The sequence below is a fragment of the Alicycliphilus denitrificans K601 genome (assembly GCF_000204645.1).
GTDB lineage: Bacteria > Pseudomonadota > Gammaproteobacteria > Burkholderiales > Burkholderiaceae_C > Alicycliphilus > Alicycliphilus denitrificans.
Genome location: NC_015422.1, coordinates 4,476,164 through 4,493,773 on the forward strand (window position 1 = coordinate 4,476,164; position 17,610 = coordinate 4,493,773).

Consider the following 17,610-nt stretch of genomic DNA (forward strand, 5'->3'; position numbering starts at 1 on the left):
TGCGGTTCAGGAGCGAGCCGGCGCGCGCTGGTCGAGGATTTGGCTCAGCGCCTGCACGAGCGCATCGCCGCCGGCCTGCGCATCGTCCTGCTGACGCCAGGCCACGTGGCGGTCGGGGCGCACCAGCAATGCGCCCGACTCGCCAATGCCGGCCAGATCCGCCCAGCGCGAGTACACGTCCTGCGCGTCGCAGTCCGGGCCGCCGATCGAGACCACCGGCAGCTCGATGCCCAGGGCCTCGGCCGCGCCCTGCGCCGCCGCCTTCCATGCCCCGCCGCCGACGCCCGTGAGCAGCGTGAACCGGCCCTTGCCGACAAGGTCCAGCGTCGATACCTGCCGGCGGCCTTGCCGCAGCCACGCGTGCGGCAGGCTGGCCCCGGGTCGGGTGCTGGGGTGGTAGTAGAGCTCGGGGTCGCGCGCCGGCTCGGGCGGTGCGCTGCCGTCGCCGATGACCGCCGACGACGCGTACACCTGCCCCAGCTCCACGCCGTGGCAGTTGAACTGATAGTTCTGCAGCGCGACCGCGTCGCGCAGCTTGCGGCGGCGCTCGCGGCCGTGCGCCGTGTTGGAGAACAGCTGGTCCACATTGGCCCAGCCCGCGGCCTCGTCCTGGCCGGGCTCGAAGCCGAGCGCGTCAGAGATGGGCAGCATGTCGCGCACCGACTGCATGGCCCGGCGCACGACGTTCTCGCCGACAGGCTGGCGCTCGTCGCTGTAGCTGTCGAGCAACCCGTCGCCGGCCTGCCCCTTGATGACCATGGCCAGCTTCCACGCCAGGTTGAAGCCGTCCTGGACGCATGTGTTGGTGCCCAGGCCGTTGGCCGGCGGATGGCGGTGCGCGGCATTGCCGGCGATGAAGACGCGGCCCTTGCGCATGGACTTGGCCACGACCTGGTTGATGGTCCACTTGGACGCGGCCTTGATCCTGACCGGGATCGACGGGTCCCCGATCGTGGCCTGCGCGCGCTCGATCAGCGCCGCCTCGCTGGTGTCGGGCTCGCCCTGGCTGGGGTCGTACATGAACAGCAGCACCCATTCCGTCCAGGGGCGCACGCAGATCCAGGTGCCCGAGCCGACCCAGTAGTTGTTGCCCGGCTGGGTCATCCAGTACAGGGTGCCCGGGCGGTGCGCGGTGTACTGGGTCAGGTCCGCCTCCAGCCACACGTTCATCGCCGCGCCCAGGTTCATCTGGCCTTCGGTCTCGAAGCCCAGCTCCCGCACCACGACGCTGTTGTCGCCATCGCAGCCGATGGCCCAGTCGGAGACGACTTCGATTTCCTCGCCGCTGATGCGGTCGACCAGCCTGGAGACGACCTTGTCGCCTTCCTGCCGCATGGCGACCAACTCGGTGCTGAACAGGAACTGCCCGCCGCGCTCGCGCGCGGCGGCCAGCAGGACCGGCTCCATCACGTGCTGCGGCAGGTTGCACATGGAGCTGGGGCTGGCCAGCTCGTAGTCCACGCGGCGCTCGGGGCCGCTGCCCCAGGCCTGCAGCCGGGCGATCTCGACGCCGGCGAAGCTGGTCGCCCACACGTTGTTGCTCATCAGCGCCTGAGGCGTGGCGACCTCGTACATGCGATCTTCGATGCCCAGATCGCGAAAGACCTCCATCGTGCGCTGGTTGGTGATGTGCGCGCGCGGCGAGTTGGCGGTGCCGGGGTAGCGCGTGATGGTCAGCGTCCTGACCCCCTGCGTGGCCAGCAGGCAGGTGGCCGACAGGCCGGCCGGGCCGGCCCCGACGACGAGCACTGGGATTTCTATGGTGCGCATGGTGTGTCTCCGTGGATGTGCGTTGGCATGGATGCAGGCTCAGCGCTGCTCGTCCCTGATGGGGTTGCGCAGCAGGCCGATGCGCTCGATCTCGACCTCGACCACGTCGCCGTGCTTCATGAACCGCTTGGGCGTGCGCCCGAACCCCACGCCGGCCGGCGTGCCCGAGAAAATGATGTCGCCGGCCTGCAGGGTGATGGCCTCGCTGACGGTGGCGATGACGGTGGCGACGTCGAACAGCATGTCGCCAGTGTTGGCCGACTGCACGACCTCGCCGTTGAGCCGGGTCTCGAGCTTCAGGCCCTTGCCCCCCGGCGGCAGTTCGTCGGAGGTGACCACGTAGGGGCCCCAGGTGCCGGTGCCGTCGAAGTTCTTGCCCACCGTCCATTGCGGCGACTTGAACTGGTACTCGCGCACGGATATCTCGTTGCCGGGAGCGTAGCCGAACACGCAATCGAGCGCCTTGTCCTTCGGGATGTGGCGGCCACCCTTGCCAAGCACCACGACCATCTCGCCCTCCCAGTCCAGGGTCTCGCTGGCCCGCGGCCGCTCCACCGCCGCGCCGTGCGCGCCCAGGCTCGTCGCAGCGCGCAGGAACAGCGTCGGGTAGTCCGGCTGCTCGTACGGGCTTTCCTTGGTGTGGTCGGCGTAGTTCAAGCCGACGCAGATCACCTTGGGGGGCTCTGCCGCGGGGGGCAGGAAGGTGACGTCCGCCGGATCGGCGAAGCGCTGGCTCGCGGCCGCGCGCTGGCGCAGGCCAGCGATATCCAGCCCCTGGCGCAGCAGCGCGCCCAGGTCGGCGCCGCCGGTATCGATGACGGCCAGGCCGCGTTCGGTCAGCACGCCGACGCGGCGCTGGCCGTCAAGCAGGAAGGAGGCGATTTTCATAGCAGTCTTTCTACGTCGAAGAAGGGGTTGCGGGGGATGGGGGTTTTCTGTTTCTCACCAGCGTGCACATGCATCAGAAGCTAGTCCTGATGCCCATGCCGTAGCCGGTGCCGCTGCCGAACGGCGTGCCGGCACCGAAGGCGGTCTGCAGGCCTGGCTGCCCACCGCCGTTGCCGCCCAGGAAGGTGTAGGTGCCGTTGTTCCTGTTGCGGATGTACGAAGCCGATGCGTACAGAGCGGTACGCCTGGACAGGTTGTACACATAGCCCGCCGCGATCTGGCTGGCTCCGTCGCGGGTCGCGTTGTTCTGCCTGACGGCGTTGTAGGCGAGCGGGATGTAGCCGGGGCCGGCGTTGATCGTGGCGGCAAGGCCCCAGTGGTCGTGCCGGGTGCCGGGGGCGCTGGAGTCGTTCGCCCCCACGTGGGCCATCAGCCTGGCCGCGCCGATGTCGTACGAGCCGCCCAGGTTGAAGCTCTCGAAGGTGCTGTACCCCCGGGCGGCATCGGCGGCATATGCCGGCCCCTTCGACCGCGCATAGGACAGCGCGACATTGAGCGGACCGCCGGCGTAGCCGATGCGCCCGCCGGAGTACTGGCCCCGGGCCGGCGCGCCGCCGGCGTTTTCCGCGAAGGCGTGCATCAGCTGGACATAGACGCCCCGGCCGATGGCGGACTGGGCATTGGGCGCGAAGCCCCACTGGTACTGGATGGTGTTGCTGATGCGGCTGAAGCTCAAGGGGTTTGCACCGGCGAACCCATTGGCGCCGCCGCCGGAGGTGATATTCGCACCACTACCGGGGCCGGCGGTGAAGAACGGATCGAACACGACGTGGTTCCACCACGATGGAGGCGTGTCGCGCCCCAGGCGGACTTCGCCGAACCTGCCCGCGATGCTTACCGTGCCGCGGCGTCCGAAGGCCAGGCCGCCGTTCGTCGATGGATTGCCGTTGCCGCTGGAGCTGCCCGCGCCGACATCGTTGAGCAGGGCCGCTTCCAGCCAGAAGTGGGCCGACAGGCCGCCGCCCAGGTCCTCCGTGCCGCGAAAGCCGAGCGAGCTCGGGCCAAGGCCGCTGGTGTCCAGCATCGTCTTGCCGAGACCACCCTGGCTGTAACGGGCAACGCCCGCGTCCACGACGCCGAACAGCGCCACCGAAGATTGGGCCGAGGCCGCACCGGCGAGGATGAGGGCGGCTAAAGTAACCAGGTTCTTTTTCATGTCGAGTGGTTCGCACGTTGGGGATGAAGCCAGGCAATGACCGAATCGATGAGCGGAAGGGGTCGCCTGCGGCGGCTCGGGCCCTCGCACCACCCGGTCAATATCTATCATTTGAAGAAATATATATTTTGATGTTTTGTATATGATAGGGAAATCCCTAGCTTTTCCGCTCGACTCTTGCCGAATGATCTGATCCATGTCTTCCGCCCCCGTCACGATCGACACCGATCCCCCGCGCACCATGGCCTCGGCCCTGGCCGACAGCCTGCGCGGCGACATCATCAAAGGCGTGCATGCGCCCGGCGCCAAGCTAGCTATCAAGGAGCTGTGCCAGCGCTACGACGCGGGGGCGATCCCGATGCGCGAGGCGCTCTCCCGGCTGGCGACCAGCGGCCTGGTCGTGGCGCAGGACCAGCGCGGCTTTCGCGTGGCGGATGTTTCGCGCGCCGAGCTCGAAGACATCACGGACGCGCGCATCCACATCGAGTGCGAGGCCCTACGCCGCTCCATCACCCGGGGCAGCCTGGACTGGGAGGAGCGCCTGGTCGGCGCCCAGCACCGGCTGCTGCGCCTGTCGATGCTTACGGGCGACGGCAACATCGACGCGGCGTGGGAGAGCGCGCACGACGCGTTCCACATCGCGCTCATCAGCGGCTGCGGCTCGCACTGGCTGGTGGATCTGGCCAGGATGCTGCGCGACCAGACGGCGCGCTACCGCTACCTGTCCATCACCCCCGGAGGCGAGCCCCCGGAGTCCAAGCGCGACGTCACCGCCGAACACCGCGCCATGGCCGAGGCCGCGCTGGCGCGCGACGCCGACCAGGCCTGCGCACTGCTGGCCGAGCATCTGCAGGCCACGACACGGCTCGTGCTCAGCAACGCGCTGCGTGCCTGACGCGCACGCGCGCCGGGATGGGCATCACATCCGGTTACCGTTTGCCCCCTGCCGCGGCTTGAAGCGGTGCCGGGGCGGGCACACAATCGCAGGCAGCCTCCCCTGCTATCGACTATGGGGTGGTCATAAGGCTTTGACTATCGGTGTTCAGCCGGCCAGCCTTCGATAAGGCGCCGGCTTCGCCCGGTTTTCCCGCCTTTGCCCGCGGGCCTTCCCCGCAACAATGCCCACCGGAGGAGGAGACCATGGACCTGCAATACGAGCTCAAGGCCGGTAGCTATTACCTGTACGACATGCGCGAGACGCCCAGCGCCGTCACGGGCGAGCGCCGCTTCAAGCTCAAGACCGACAGCGTGGCCATCGCCTTCGACCGGCACACGGGCGAGATGCACCAGCACGGCAGCCCGGCGCGCATCCAGTCCTGGGCCACGCACCAGCGCCGGCGCCTGCGCGCCGCGGGGGCGCTCGACGAGGCCAACGGCATCGTCGTCGTCTCGGGCCCGCTGCCCGTGGACGAGCTCAACAAATGCCTATGGATCAGCGGCTACTGCCGGCGCCTGTTCACGCGCCTGGCCACCCTGCCGCACGGTAAGCTGCAGCGCCAGGCGCAGCAGTGGAAGAAAGCGGCCTGAGGGACCGCCCACATTGCCCTGCAAGCTCTTCTTCAAATAGCAAAACGGGCCTTTCGGCCCGTTTCTGCCTACGCGCATCAGGCTGCGTCTTCGTCATCTCCATCGTCCGGCAGCTCCTGCGGCTCGGCGTGCTTGACCACCGTGACCGGCACCGGGCTCTGGTGCACCAGCGCCTGCGACACCGAACCCAGCAGCGCCCCACGCAAGCCGCCCAGGCCGCGCGCGCCGATGATGAGCAGGTCGCAGCCACAGTTCTCCACCATGTCCGCCAGCGTGGCAGCCACGGGGCCCAGGGCGATTTCGGTCTCGTAGGGCACTCCCGCAGCCTCCACCAGCGCCACGGCGCTGGCCATCAGGTGGCGGCCCGCGGCCACGGCAGCCTCGGCCACCGCGTCGGCGCCCTGCGTGGCCAGCTCCATGAAGCTGGCCTCCTCCTGCACATGGCCCAGCACCAGCGTGGCCTGCAGGCCGCCACGGCGCATCAGTTCGAGGCCATGGCGCACGGCGTCCAGCGCGAGTTCGGAGCCATCGATGGCGATCAATATCCTGAACATGTTTCCTCCTTGCTGCATCCATCCAGTGTAGGCCAGGCACTCTGGGACAATCGCCGCCCATGCTGCAATTCCAACTTCTCGCCACCGACCCCTCCAGCCACGCGCGGCGCGGCACGCTCACGCTCAACCACGGCGTGGTGCAGACCCCCATCTTCATGCCCGTGGGCACCTATGGCACCGTCAAGGGCGTGATGCCGCGCAGCCTGCGCGAGATGGGCGCCCAGATCATCCTGGGCAACACCTTCCACCTGTGGATGCGCCCGGGCCTGGACATCGTGAAAGACTTCGGCGGGCTGCACGGCTTCGAGCAGTGGGACAGGCCCATCCTGACCGACTCGGGGGGCTTCCAGGTCTGGAGCCTGGGGGCGATGCGCAAGATCACCGAGGAGGGCGTGCACTTCGCCTCCCCCGTCAACGGCGACAAGCTGTTCATGTCGCCCGAGGTCAGCATGCAGATCCAGACGATCCTGAACTCGGACATCGTCATGCAGCTCGACGAGTGCACGCCCTACGAGACCAACGGCCACAAGACCACCGAGGCCGAGGCGCGCAAGAGCATGGAGATGAGCCGCCGCTGGGCCGCGAGGTCCAAGGCCGAGTTCGAGCGCCTGGCCAACCCCAACGCGCTGTTCGGCATCGTGCAGGGCGGCATGTACGAGCACCTGCGCCAGGAGTCGCTCGACGCCCTGGTGGAGATGGACTTCCCCGGCTACGCCATCGGCGGCGTGAGCGTGGGCGAGCCCAAGGACGAGATGCTTCGCATCATGGCCCACACGCCGCACCGCCTGCCGGCCCACAAGCCGCGCTACCTGATGGGCGTGGGCACGCCCGAGGACCTGGTGGAGGGCGTGGCCCAGGGCGTGGACATGTTCGACTGCGTGATGCCCACGCGCAATGCGAGGAACGGCACGCTGTTCACGCGCTACGGCGACCTGAAGATACGCAACGCGCGCCACAAGGCCGACCACCAGCCGCTGGACCCTTCCTGCACCTGCCACGCCTGCGCGGGCACCGAGGGCGTGGCCTGGAACGACGGCGGGCGCGGCGGCTTCTCGCGCGCCTACCTGCACCACCTGGACCGCTGCGGCGAGATGCTGGGCCCCATGCTCACCACCATCCACAACCTGCACTACTACCTCCGGCTCATGCAGGAGATCCGCGACGCGCTCGATGCCGGCGCCTTCGCCGCATTCCGCGCGCGCTTCAAGGCCGACCGGGCGCGCGGCGTCTGATGGATCAGCCCTGCGCGGCAGCCGCCGCGCCGCAGGCATGGCAGAACCGCGCGAACGCGCTCTTGCGCGTGCTGCAGTGCCCGCAGCGATCGAACAGCCCTATGCCGCAGTGCGGGCAGAAGTCGATCTTCTCGTTCTTCAAGTCCACCGCGCGCTCGCAGCCCGGGCACACGCCCTTGGCCTGGCGCGCCAGGGCCACGTCGTAGCTCAGCTCCTTGCGGCGCTCCTGGTCGGGCAGCTGCTCGGCCTGCTTCTGCCGCTCCAGGTAGCGGTTCAGCGCCACGATGGCGTAGCGCCCCACGAGCGCCGTGACCGCGATGCCCACCGCGTAGCGCACGTAGCCGCCATAGCTCGGCAGATAGGGCACGAGCTCGACGAAGAACGCGAACAGCGCGAAAAGGATGAAGCCCCAGACGAAGGGCCAGTACATGCTCTGGCGCTTCCTGGCGAACAGCCAGCCCGCGGCCGCCAGCAGCGGCAGCGTGAGCGCCAGGCGGTAGAGGAACACGCGCAATTCCACCCGGCGCTGCTCGGCGGCCATCTTCTGGCCGCCCTCGCGCTCGATGGCGTCCAGGCGCTGCTGCGCGGCCTGCGCGCCCTGGCGCGCGTCCAGCAACGCCTGCTGCTGCGCCTGCACGGCCTGCTGCGCCCTGCGCTCGCCGGCCTTGAGCGCATCGAGAGCGCGGGTGCGCGCGATCACCTCTGGGTCGTGCTCGGCTCGCTGCGTGGCGCTGCGCGCGGCCAGCCAGTTGGAAAAGCCCTCGCGCTCGGCCAGGGTCTCGCTGCGCGCCTTGGCGTGCTGCAGCCGGGCTTGCTCCAGCGCCGCCTGCGCGTCCTGCTCGGCCTGGCGCGCATCCCGCACCTGTGCGCGCAGCTGCTGCGCCGCGCCCTGGTCGAGGAAATTGTCCAGCGCCAGCGGCCGCTCCACCCGGGGCAGGTCGCCCACGATGGTGCCGCCCAGGCCGATCAGGAAGCCGGCAAACACCAGCGCCACCAGCCACAGGCCGCGGCGAAACCATTTCTCCGATAAACGCAATGCCTTACCCATACTGCTCTCCCGCTCGTTCACTATTTGTTTGATAGCTGTAAGTGCACTATACACGGGCGTTACAGCGAATTTTTATCTGAAATGCGCTTGCCAGCGCCGCGGCAGTGCGCACAATGCCTGCCATGAGCACCACCCCTACCCCCCCGGCCCCCTGGGAGCGCATCGTCGCCGACGTGGCCGACGCCCTGATCTACGCCGACCGCGAAGGCATCATCCGCGCCTGGAACCCGGCGGCCACGGCGCTGTTCGGCTTCGAAGCGGCCGAGGCCCTGGGCCAGAGCCTGGACCTGATCATCCCGGCGCACCTGCGCGAGGCCCATTGGCGCGGCTTCGATCGCGCGATCGCGCATGGCAGTTGCGGCCGCGAGGTGCGCACCACGCGCGGCACGCACAAGGATGGACGCAAGCTGTATGTGGACATGAGCTTCAGCGTGGTCACGGACGGCAACGGCCAGGCGCTGGGCTCGGCCGCCATGGCCCGGGACGCGACCGAGCGCTACCTGGCCGAGCTGGCGCGGCGCAAGGCCGGGGGTTGAGAAGACGCGCAAGCCGGCGCGACCGATCGCCCTCGCCCCCCATGGAAAAAGCAAGGGGCCAGGGACTCGCATGATCGGCAAAAAGGCTCCAGCCCATTACTAGCAAGCGCTAGAAGCTATCAAAAGCATTGCATCACCCGCGCTCACGGCGCGATCCGGTGACGCGGCGCCCTGGCCAGCCGCGCACGAACGCGGCGGGCGGGCAGAGCACACAACCCATGAACGCAAAGGCCCGCCCGGCCGCCATGCCAGGGGTGGGTGTCGCGCGTAGCGGAGGTGCGGGCGTCTTCATCGGGCGGCAGGGCGCCCCCAAAGACCGCAATAAAACATTAAAAATACAAATAAACCCTAATCCAGGACTATTGACGCCGAAACCCGGAACGAATCCAATCCGTTTCGTACTTTTTTTGTTCTTTTATGAAAACTATTCTGCTTGGCGGCGGCATGGTGGGACAGTGCTACGCACAAGCCCTCCAGGCCCAGGGCCACACCATCGCGGCGTTCTGTGACCACGCGCCCTCCGACGCCCTGCGCGCGCTGGCCGCACAGCTCGGCGCGCCCATCCACGCGGCGCCCGGCCCCTGGCTGGCTGACGCCGAACTCGCCGTGAGCGCCGTCTTCGGCACGACGGCCCTCGACCTGGCGCGTGCCTCCTTCGCACACCTGCAGGCAGGCGCCCTGTACCTGGACATGACCACGGCCGACCCGCAGGCCATGCGCGAGGCCGAGGCGCTGGCACGCCAGCGCGGCGTGCGCTTCGTGGACGTGGCGATCACCGGCGCGGTCAACCTCAGCGGCGCGCGCACGCCGCTGCTGTGCGCCGGCGCCGATGCCGGCGAGGCCGCACGCCTGCTCGCGGCATGCGGCGCGCCCGTGCAGGTGGCGGGCGACCAGCCCGGCGACGCGGCCGAGCTGAAGCTGCTGCGCAGCATCTTCACCAAGGGCCTGGAAGCGCTGGCGGTGGAGTGCCTGGTGACGGCCGAACGCAAGGGCCTGCGCGAGACACTGTTCCGCGTGCTTTCCGACATCGACCAAGGCTCCCTGCGCGAGACGATGGAGTCGATGGTCCGCACCCACATCGTCCACGCCGGCCGGCGCCGCAACGAAGTCGTGGAAGCCCGGCGGCAGATGGAGCTGGCGGGCGTGCCCGCCATCGTGCTCGCGGGCGTGCAGCAGCGCTTCGAGCACACGCTGGCGCAGCAGCAGGCCCGCCCCTACGCGGGCCAGACCACGGCGGATGCGCTGGCCTGGCTGGGCGCCCCTGCACGGCCCTGACGCCGCGCCCCTCTTTCCATTCCCATCCTTCACACTGGAGACACCACCCATGCGTATTTCACGCCGCCTCATCCTGGGCGCAAGCCTGCTCGCGGCCTGCACGGCCGCCCTGGCACAGGACTATCCAGCCAAGCCGATCCGCTTCATCGTGCCCTTTCCGCCCGGCGGCGGCACCGACAGCCTGACGCGGCTGGTCGCCAATAAATTGACCGAGACCCTGAAGTGGAATTTCGTGGTCGAGAACAAGCCCGGCGCCGGCGGCAACGTGGCGCTGGACACCACGGCCAAGGCCGTGCCCGACGGCTACACCCTGGTGATGGCGCAGACCGACAACGTGGTGCTGAACCCGCTGCTCTACTCCAAGCTCACCTACGACCCGGTCAAGGACCTGGTGCCCGTGGGCCTCGTCGCCAGCGGCCCCGCTGTGCTCGTGGTGCGCGCCGACTCGCCCTACAAGACGCTGGCCGACGTGGTGGCCGCCGCCAAGGCGGCTCCGGCCAAGCTCACCTTCGCCTCGCCGGGCCTGGGCACGGTGTCGCACCTGATCAGCGAGCTGTGGCAGAAAAGCTCGGGCATGAAGCTCACGCACGTGCCCTACCGGGGCCTTTCCCAGGCGCTGCCCGACGTGCTGAGCGGCCAGGTGGACATGTACATGGGCTCCATCCCCACGCTGCAGGGCCACATCAAGGGCGGCAAGGTGCGCGCGCTGGCCGTCACCACGGCCAAGCGCTCGCCCGTGCTGCCGCTGGTGCCGACCTATACCGAGTCGGGCATCCCTGGCGTGGAGCTGGCCAGCGTCTGGGGCGTGATGGCACCCGCTGGCACGCCGCAGAACGTGATCCAGCGCCTGAACACCGAGATCAACAAGGTGCTGCAACAGCCCGACACGCGCGAGAAGATCATCGCCAGCGGCGCGGTCATGCTGGGCGGATCGCCGCAGGAGATGGGCGAGCTCTACGCGGCCGACCGCCAGAAGCTGGCGCCCGTGGTGCGCGACTCAGGCACGCGGCTGGACTGAAGCGCTGCTATTGCCGGCACCGTTGGCACGAGGACGCGCCCCCACTCCGTCCACTGACTCACAGAGAGGGCGACCGCCCGTGCCCTCCTTCTCCCTTACCTGATGCAGAGCCCACAGCATGGCCACCTCCATCTTCTTTTCCCGCAGACGCATCGCAGCCCTCTCCTTACTGGCTCTGGCCGGCGTCGGCTGGGCACAGCCCGCACTGCCGCCAGGGCCCATCACCATGATCGTTGGCTGGCCCGCGGGCGGACCATCGGACAACGTGGCGCGGCTCATCGCAACACACATGGCCGAGGCCTTGGGCCAATCCATCGTCATCGACAACAAGGGGGGTGCCGGCGGCAATATCGGCACCGACGCGACTGCCCGCGCGCGCGCCGACGGCAGCACCATCATGCTGGCCACGGTGGCCTCGCACGGCTTGAACTCCGCGCTCTACGACAAGCTCAATCACGATCCCATCAAGGACTTCGCGCCCATAGGCATGATCACCACCTCGCCCAGCGTGATGCTCGTGCCGATGGGGTCACCCTATCGCTCGGTGCGCGAATTGATCGAGGCGGCACGCGCCCAGCCCGGCAAGCTGAACTACGGCTCGGGCGGCGTGGGCTCCAGCCAGCACTTGGCCGGAGCGAACTTCAAGAAGCTCGCGGGCGTGGATGTCGCACATATCCCATACAAAGGCACAGCGCCCGCCATGACCGATCTGATGGCCGGACGCGTGGATTTCGTGCTGACCACGGGCGCCATGTCCTTCATACGCTCGGGAAAGCTGCGGCCACTGGCCGTGGCGTCGCGCGAACGCCTGCCCGCGCTGCCCGACGTGCCGACCTTTGACGAAGCCGGGGTAAAGGGCTTCTATACCGACTCCTGGTACGGCTTGGTTGCCCCGGCAGGCACGCCCCGATCCGCCCTGGAAAAGCTCAACGCAGCGCTGGCCGCGGCGCTGAACAAGCCGGCCGTGCGCCAGCAGTTCATCGATCAGGGATCGCTACCCGTCACGCCCATGAAGGTGGACGAGTTCTGGGCCTTCGTGCAAAAACAGATGCCGCTGGCCGCGGAGCAGGTGCGTATCTCAGGAGCAAAAGCGGAATAGCCCGCCCGATTCTCCTTACCCATCCAACTCCACCAGAACAGAGAGTCATATTCATGATCGGACTTCGCATCCTCAACCGCGCCCGCGCCGTGGACCTCGCGCTCGCGCGCAGCTTCCTCGGCATCCCCGTCGCCAACGTCAGCGACTGCATGGCCCGCATGACCGCCGGCGGCGCGCGCCTGCGGCCCATGCACGGAAGCGGCGCCATGGCGGGCCCCGCCCTCACGGTGAAGACGCGCCCCGGCGACAACCTCATGGTGCACAAGGCGCTGGAACTCGCCGCGCCCGGCGACGTGATCGTGGTCGATGCCGGCGGGGATCTCACCAACGCCATCATCGGCGAGATCATGGTGGGCGACGCCATCCAGCGCGGGCTCGGCGGCATCGTCATCAACGGCGCGATCCGCGACGCTGCGGCGCTGCGCGTGGGCAGCTTCCCCGTGTTCGCCGCAGGCGTGACGCACCGCGGTCCCTACAAGGACGGGCCGGGCGAGATCAACGTGCCTATCGCCATCGACGGCATGGTGATAGAGCCGGGCGACCTCATCATTGGCGACGACGACGGCCTGCTGTGCGTGCCCTATGCGGAGGCGGAAAGCCTGCTGGCCGCAGCCCAGGCCAAGCAGGAGGTGGAAGCGCGCATGGTTGCCGGCATCGCGGACGGCAGCTACGACCGCGGCTGGGTCGACGCTACGCTCAGGCGCCTGAACTGCCCGATGCCGGAGTGACGGCGGCGCCCTCGCCCTGCCCGGGGCGCACGCGCTGCATCTCGAAGCGCAGGAACGACGCGCGCAGGTGGAAGGCCATTGCCTGCTCGGCGAAGCGCCGGTCGCGCCGCCGGATGGCCGCCGCCACCTGCCGGTGCTGGCTCACGCTGTCGAGCATGTCCTGCTGGCTGTAGAAGTAGAACGAGCCGATCATGATCGGCATGTCCAGGAAGTTCTGCAGCATGCCCGACAGGCGGCCCGAATGCGCCGCCTCCACGAGCAGGTGGTGGAAGCGGTTGTTCACCGCCTGAACGCGCGCCGCGCGGTCGTCGGTCTCGGCGAGCGCGCAGGCGTGCATCTCGTCGTTGAGCGCGTCCATCTCGTCGATCTGCTGGGGCGTGGCGCGCTCGGCCGCGAGGCCGGCCGCATGCGGCTCCAGCAGAATGCGCAGCTCGAACGCCTCGGCGATGTCCCACTGCGTCCAGCCCGCCACCGTGGCGCCGCGACTGGCGGCGACGAGCAGGCCGTCCTCCACCAGACGCTGCAAGGCAGCGCGCACCGGCGTGCGGCTGACCTGCATCTCCTGCGCAAGCGACTCCTCGCGCAGCCGCTCGCCGGGCGCATAGTGCCCGGACATGATGCGCCGGCGCAGTTCGGCGTACAGGGTGTCGGAAAGCTTGGCCATGGTGGAGGAGGATTGTCCTTCAGGCGGCGAGCAGGCCCGCCACCCGCTCGCGCAGCCCCCCAGGCGTGACCTGCACCGCCGCCACCGGCGCGCCCACGTTCAGCCCCACGCGGTTGAACATGCCGCGCCGGAACGGCCGCACCATCGCCCCGCCCTGCTCGATGCGGCTGAAGAACGAGCCCCACAGGTTGGTGAGCGCCATGGGCACCACGGGCGCCTCCACCCCGTCGGCGCGTGCGCGGTCGATGATCTTCATGATGCCGCCCTTGAACTCCTGCAGCTGACCGTCACGCGTAATGCCGCCCTCGGGGAAGATGGCGAGCAGGTCGCCCTCCTTGAGCACCTGGGCCGCGCGCTCGAACGCGGCCTCGTAAGTGGCGGCGTCGTCCTTCTGCGGCGCGACGGGGATGGCCTTGGCCAGGCGGAACAGCGCGCCCAGCACCGGGATGCGGAAGATGCGGTGGTCCATGATGAAGTAGATGGGCCGGGGGCTGGCCGCCATGAGCAGCACGGCATCTACAAAGCTCACGTGGTTGCAGGCCAGGATGGCCGCGCCCTCGGTGGGGATGTGCTCGTCGCCGCGCACCTGGAAGCGGTACACGCAGCGCGAGAGCACCCAGGCCACGAAGCGCAGCAGGTATTCGGGCACCAGCATGAAGATGTGGAACGCCACCACCGCGTTGGCGATGCCCGTGAACAGGAAGATCTGCGGCACCGTGAAGCCAGCCGACAGCAGGGCGCCGGCCAGCACCGCGCTGGCGATCATGAACAGCGCGTTGAGGATGTTGTTGGCCGCGATGATGCGCGCGCGGTGCGTGCTCTGGCTGCGCATCTGGATCAGCGCGTACATGGGCACGCTGTACAGGCCCGCGAACAGGCTGAGCAGCAGCAGGTCGGCCATCACGTGCCAGTGCGCGGGCCGCGCCACGAAGGCCGCGAGGCCTTGCGGCGCGGACGGCGGCAGCCCGCGCGAGGCGAGGTACAGGTCGATGGCGAACACGCTCATGCCAATGGCGCCCAGCGGCACCAGGCCGATCTCCACGTGCCGGCGCGAGAGCACCTCGCACAGCAGCGAGCCGATGCCGATGCCCACCGAGAACACCACGAGCAGCAGCGAGGCCACCTGTTCGTCGCCGTGCAGCACCTGCTTGGCGAAGCTGGGGAACTGGCTCAGGAACACCGCGCCGAAGAACCACATCCACGAGATGCCGAGCAGCGAGCGGAACACGACGAGGTTGCCGTGCGCGAGCCTGAGGTTGCGCCAGGTCTCGCTCACCGGGTTCCAGTTGATGGCCAGGCCCGGGTCGGTGGCGGGCGCCAGCGGAATCCACTGCGCCACCAGCCGCCCGGCCAGCGCCAGGCCCACGCAGGCCACGGCCACCGCGGTGTGGCCCACGCCCGGCAGCGCCACCAGCAGGCCGCCCGCCACGTTGCCCAGCAGGATGGCGACGAAGGTACCCATCTCCACCATGCCGTTGCCGCCCGTGAGCTCGCGCTCGGAGAGCGCCTGCGGCAGGTAGGCGAACTTCACCGGCCCGAACAGCGTGGAGTGCAGCCCCATGAGGAACACGCAGCCCAGCAGCACGGCCGCGCTGCCCGCCATGAAGCCCGCGGCCGCCACCAGCATGATGGCGATCTCCAGGTTCTTCACGAAACGGATGATGCGCGTCTTCTCGAACTTGTCGGTGAGCTGCCCGGCCGTGGCCGAAAACAGCAGGAACGGCAGGATGAACAGCGCCCCTATCACCAGGCCCGCCATGGCGGGCGGCAGCCACGACACGCCGAGCTGGTAGGTCACCATCACGGTGAAGGCGAACTTGAACAGGTTGTCGTTCGCCGCGCCCGCGAACTGCGTCCAGAAGAACGGGGCGAAGCGCCGCTGGCGCAGCAGCGCGAACTGGTTGGGGTGCTGCGCCGCGGACGCATGGGGGCTCGATGAAGATATGGGTTGCTGCGCGCTCATGTGCGGCGTGCCTTTGGTGACTGACGGTGCCGCGCATTGTGCGCACAAACTGGCACTGCCCGGCCAAGGCCTGCCGCGCGTGGATCGCTGGCGCTGGATAGGCAAGCCCGGGGTTTTCTGCCATTCTGGCGCCTCCTGCCGGGCCGGCGCGCAGGCCGCCCCCCCGTTCGGAGAAGGAGAAAGCCCGCCATGCCGCCCCCTCAGCCACCCCGCCCCGGGCCGCCGCCCGGATCGCCGCAGCCGCCCTGGCAATGGAATCCCAACAGGCTGTGGCTGGTGATCCTGGCGCTGACCGCGCTGTTCTGGCTGCGCGACCTCTGGGTCACGTCCAACCAGGTGCAGCCCATACCATACAGCGAGTTCCTGCAGCACCTGAAAGCCGGCCGGCTGCAATCCATATCGATCAGCAGCCAGTTCATCGAAGGCCAGCTCAAGACGGCGTTGCCAGACGGCCGCACGCGCATCGTCACGACGCGCGTCGATCCCGCCCTGGCGGCGGAGCTGGCCGGCTACGACGTGCGCTTCGAGGGCGTAGTGGAGAACAAGCTGCTGAGCGGGCTGCTGTCGTGGGTGATCCCGGGCCTGATGCTGCTGGCCGCATGGAGCTTCATCGGCCGGCGCATCGCGGCGCAAGGCGGCATGGGCGGCCTGCTGGCCGTGGGCAAGAGCCGCGCCAAGCTGCACTCGGAAACCGACGTGAAGGTCAGCTTCGACGACGTGGCGGGCGTGGACGAGGCCAAGGCCGAGCTGCGCGAATCGGTGGAGTTCCTGCGCAACCCCAAGGACTACGGCCGGCTGGGCGCGCACATGCCCAAGGGCATCCTGCTGGTGGGCCCCCCGGGCACCGGCAAGACGCTGCTGGCGCGCGCCATGGCCGGCGAGGCCGGCGTGCCCTTCTTCAGCATCACGGGCTCCGAGTTCGTCGAGATGTTCGTGGGCGTGGGCGCGGCGCGCGTGCGCGACCTGTTCGAGCAGGCGCGCGCCTCGGCGCCCTGCATCATCTTCATCGACGAGCTCGACGCCCTGGGCCGGGCGCGCGGCGTGGGCCCGCTCTCGGGCGGCCACGACGAGAAGGAGCAGACGCTGAACCAGCTGCTGGCAGAGATGGACGGCTTCGACACCAGCGCCGGCGTGGTGATCCTGGCCGCCACCAACCGCCCCGAGATACTCGATCCGGCGCTGCTGCGGGCCGGCCGCTTCGACCGGCAGGTGCTGGTCGACCGGCCCGACCGCAAGGGCCGCGCCGACGTGCTGCGCGTGCACCTCAGGAAGGTGCGGCTGGGCGGCGACGTCGATCCCGACGCGGTGGCGGCGCTCACGCCGGGCTTCGCCGGCGCCGACCTGGCCAACCTGGTGAACGAAGCGGCGCTGCTGGCCACGCGGCGCGGCGCCGACGCCGTTGCCATGGCGGACTTCACCGCCGCCGTGGAGCGCATCGTGGCCGGCCTGGAGCGCCACCAGCGCGTGCTCGGCGACAAGGAGCGGCGCACCGTGGCCGTGCACGAGATGGGCCATGCGCTGGTGGCGATGGCGCTGCCCGGCACCGACCCGGTGCACAAGATCTCCATCATCCCGCGCGGCATAGGCGCCCTGGGCTACACCCTGCAGCGCCCCAGCGAGGACCGTTACCTGGCCAGCGAGGGCGAGCTGCGCAACCGCCTGGCGGTGCTGATGGCCGGGCGCGCGGCCGAGGCACTGGTGATGGGCGAGGTGTCCACGGGCGCGGCCGACGACCTGGTCAAGGCCACGGACATCGCGCGCGACATGGTGGCGCGCTACGGCATGTCGCCGGAAGTCGGACAGGTAGTCTACGAGCGCCAGCAGCCGCGTTTCCTCGATCTGCCAGACGGCATGGCGCTGGAGCGCGGCCTGTCGGACGACACCTCCCGGCGCATCGACATGGCCGTGCGCGCGCTGGTGGACGAAGCCTTCGCCCGGGCCAGCGCGGTGCTGGCCGAGCGGCGCGCGCTGCTGCAGGAGGGCGCGGACAAGCTGCTGGCGCAGGAAACGCTCACCGAAGCGGATCTGCTGCCGCTGGCCGAAGCCGCGCGGCGCGGGTCTGCCGCGTGATGCCCTGGCACATCATTGACTT

At 69.1% G+C, this 17,610-nt stretch carries 16 protein-coding genes; 9 read left to right on the top strand and 7 right to left on the bottom strand.

All coding sequences use genetic code 11. The features are described from left to right. Positions 1-6 precede the first annotated feature (6 nt). The 3 genes from ALIDE2_RS21210 to ALIDE2_RS21220 form a co-directional block, all read right to left on the bottom strand. Complete coding sequence (locus ALIDE2_RS21210; protein ID WP_013723093.1) at positions 7-1,770, bottom strand: FAD-dependent monooxygenase; 1,764 nt, start codon at positions 1,768-1,770, stop codon at positions 7-9. Between the two features lie 39 nt (positions 1,771-1,809). Continuing rightward, entirely contained in the window at positions 1,810-2,658 is an 849-nt protein-coding gene (locus ALIDE2_RS21215; RefSeq protein ID WP_013723094.1) for a fumarylacetoacetate hydrolase family protein, read from the bottom strand. 73 nt (positions 2,659-2,731) lie between these two features. Beyond that, positions 2,732-3,874 (bottom strand): porin, encoded by a 1,143-nt coding sequence (locus ALIDE2_RS21220; protein ID WP_013520708.1) that lies wholly within the window; start codon positions 3,872-3,874, stop codon positions 2,732-2,734. A 196-nt stretch (positions 3,875-4,070) separates the two neighbouring features. On the opposite strand from ALIDE2_RS21220, the gene ALIDE2_RS21225 reads away from it, so the two are divergent. Both ALIDE2_RS21225 and ALIDE2_RS21230 read left to right on the top strand, forming a co-directional pair. Then, positions 4,071-4,769 carry an FCD domain-containing protein gene (locus ALIDE2_RS21225; RefSeq protein ID WP_013520709.1) on the top strand — a complete coding sequence of 233 codons (699 nt, stop codon included), beginning with the start codon at positions 4,071-4,073 and terminating at the stop codon, positions 4,767-4,769. A 245-nt stretch (positions 4,770-5,014) separates the two neighbouring features. Further along, complete coding sequence (locus ALIDE2_RS21230; RefSeq protein ID WP_013520710.1) at positions 5,015-5,401, top strand: hypothetical protein; 387 nt, start codon at positions 5,015-5,017, stop codon at positions 5,399-5,401. A 77-nt stretch (positions 5,402-5,478) separates the two neighbouring features. Here ALIDE2_RS21230 and ALIDE2_RS21235 read toward each other — a convergent pair whose 3' ends face one another. Beyond that, entirely contained in the window at positions 5,479-5,955 is a 477-nt protein-coding gene (locus ALIDE2_RS21235; RefSeq protein WP_013520711.1) for a universal stress protein, read from the bottom strand. Positions 5,956-6,014: 59 nt separating this feature from the next. Here ALIDE2_RS21235 and tgt point away from each other — a divergent pair, with 59 nt between their 5' ends. After that, a complete protein-coding gene (gene tgt / locus ALIDE2_RS21240; protein ID WP_013723095.1) occupies positions 6,015-7,187 on the top strand; it encodes a tRNA guanosine(34) transglycosylase Tgt in 1,173 nt (390 codons plus the stop codon). A 4-nt stretch (positions 7,188-7,191) separates the two neighbouring features. Here the strand turns inward: tgt and ALIDE2_RS21245 are convergent, their stop codons facing one another. Beyond that, complete coding sequence (locus tag ALIDE2_RS21245; RefSeq protein WP_013723096.1) at positions 7,192-8,235, bottom strand: zinc ribbon domain-containing protein; 1,044 nt, start codon at positions 8,233-8,235, stop codon at positions 7,192-7,194. Between the two features lie 122 nt (positions 8,236-8,357). Here ALIDE2_RS21245 and ALIDE2_RS21250 point away from each other — a divergent pair, with 122 nt between their 5' ends. The 5 genes from ALIDE2_RS21250 (at position 8,358) to ALIDE2_RS21270 (ending at position 12,891) form a co-directional block, all read left to right on the top strand. After that, on the top strand, positions 8,358-8,771 hold the full coding sequence (locus ALIDE2_RS21250; RefSeq protein WP_013520714.1) for a PAS domain-containing protein: 414 nt from the start codon (positions 8,358-8,360) through the stop codon (positions 8,769-8,771). Positions 8,772-9,188: 417 nt separating this feature from the next. Further along, a complete protein-coding gene (locus ALIDE2_RS21255) occupies positions 9,189-10,046 on the top strand; it encodes an NAD(P)-binding domain-containing protein (protein ID WP_258007480.1) in 858 nt (285 codons plus the stop codon). A gap of 49 nt (positions 10,047-10,095) precedes the next feature. Continuing rightward, positions 10,096-11,064 carry a Bug family tripartite tricarboxylate transporter substrate binding protein gene (locus ALIDE2_RS21260; RefSeq protein ID WP_013520716.1) on the top strand — a complete coding sequence of 323 codons (969 nt, stop codon included), beginning with the start codon at positions 10,096-10,098 and terminating at the stop codon, positions 11,062-11,064. A 118-nt stretch (positions 11,065-11,182) separates the two neighbouring features. Further along, positions 11,183-12,163: a Bug family tripartite tricarboxylate transporter substrate binding protein gene (locus ALIDE2_RS21265; protein WP_013520717.1), complete on the top strand. Its 981-nt coding sequence runs from the start codon at positions 11,183-11,185 to the stop codon at positions 12,161-12,163. Positions 12,164-12,216: 53 nt separating this feature from the next. Beyond that, entirely contained in the window at positions 12,217-12,891 is a 675-nt protein-coding gene (locus ALIDE2_RS21270) for an RraA family protein (protein WP_013520718.1), read from the top strand. Here ALIDE2_RS21270 and ALIDE2_RS21275 read toward each other — a convergent pair. Together ALIDE2_RS21275 and ALIDE2_RS21280 are read right to left on the bottom strand one after the other, a co-directional pair. Further along, the gene (locus ALIDE2_RS21275) at positions 12,860-13,555 is read right to left on the bottom strand and encodes a GntR family transcriptional regulator (protein WP_013520719.1); all 696 of its coding nucleotides are present in this window, start codon (positions 13,553-13,555) and stop codon (positions 12,860-12,862) included. The genes ALIDE2_RS21270 and ALIDE2_RS21275 overlap by 32 nt on opposite strands. A 19-nt stretch (positions 13,556-13,574) precedes the next feature. Continuing rightward, complete coding sequence (locus tag ALIDE2_RS21280) at positions 13,575-15,518, bottom strand: MFS transporter (protein WP_013723097.1); 1,944 nt, start codon at positions 15,516-15,518, stop codon at positions 13,575-13,577. Between the two features lie 189 nt (positions 15,519-15,707). Here ALIDE2_RS21280 and ftsH point away from each other — a divergent pair, with 189 nt between their 5' ends. Then, positions 15,708-17,588 carry an ATP-dependent zinc metalloprotease FtsH gene (gene ftsH, locus ALIDE2_RS21285; RefSeq protein WP_013723098.1) on the top strand — a complete coding sequence of 627 codons (1,881 nt, stop codon included), beginning with the start codon at positions 15,708-15,710 and terminating at the stop codon, positions 17,586-17,588. The last annotated feature ends 22 nt before the right edge of the window (positions 17,589-17,610 follow it).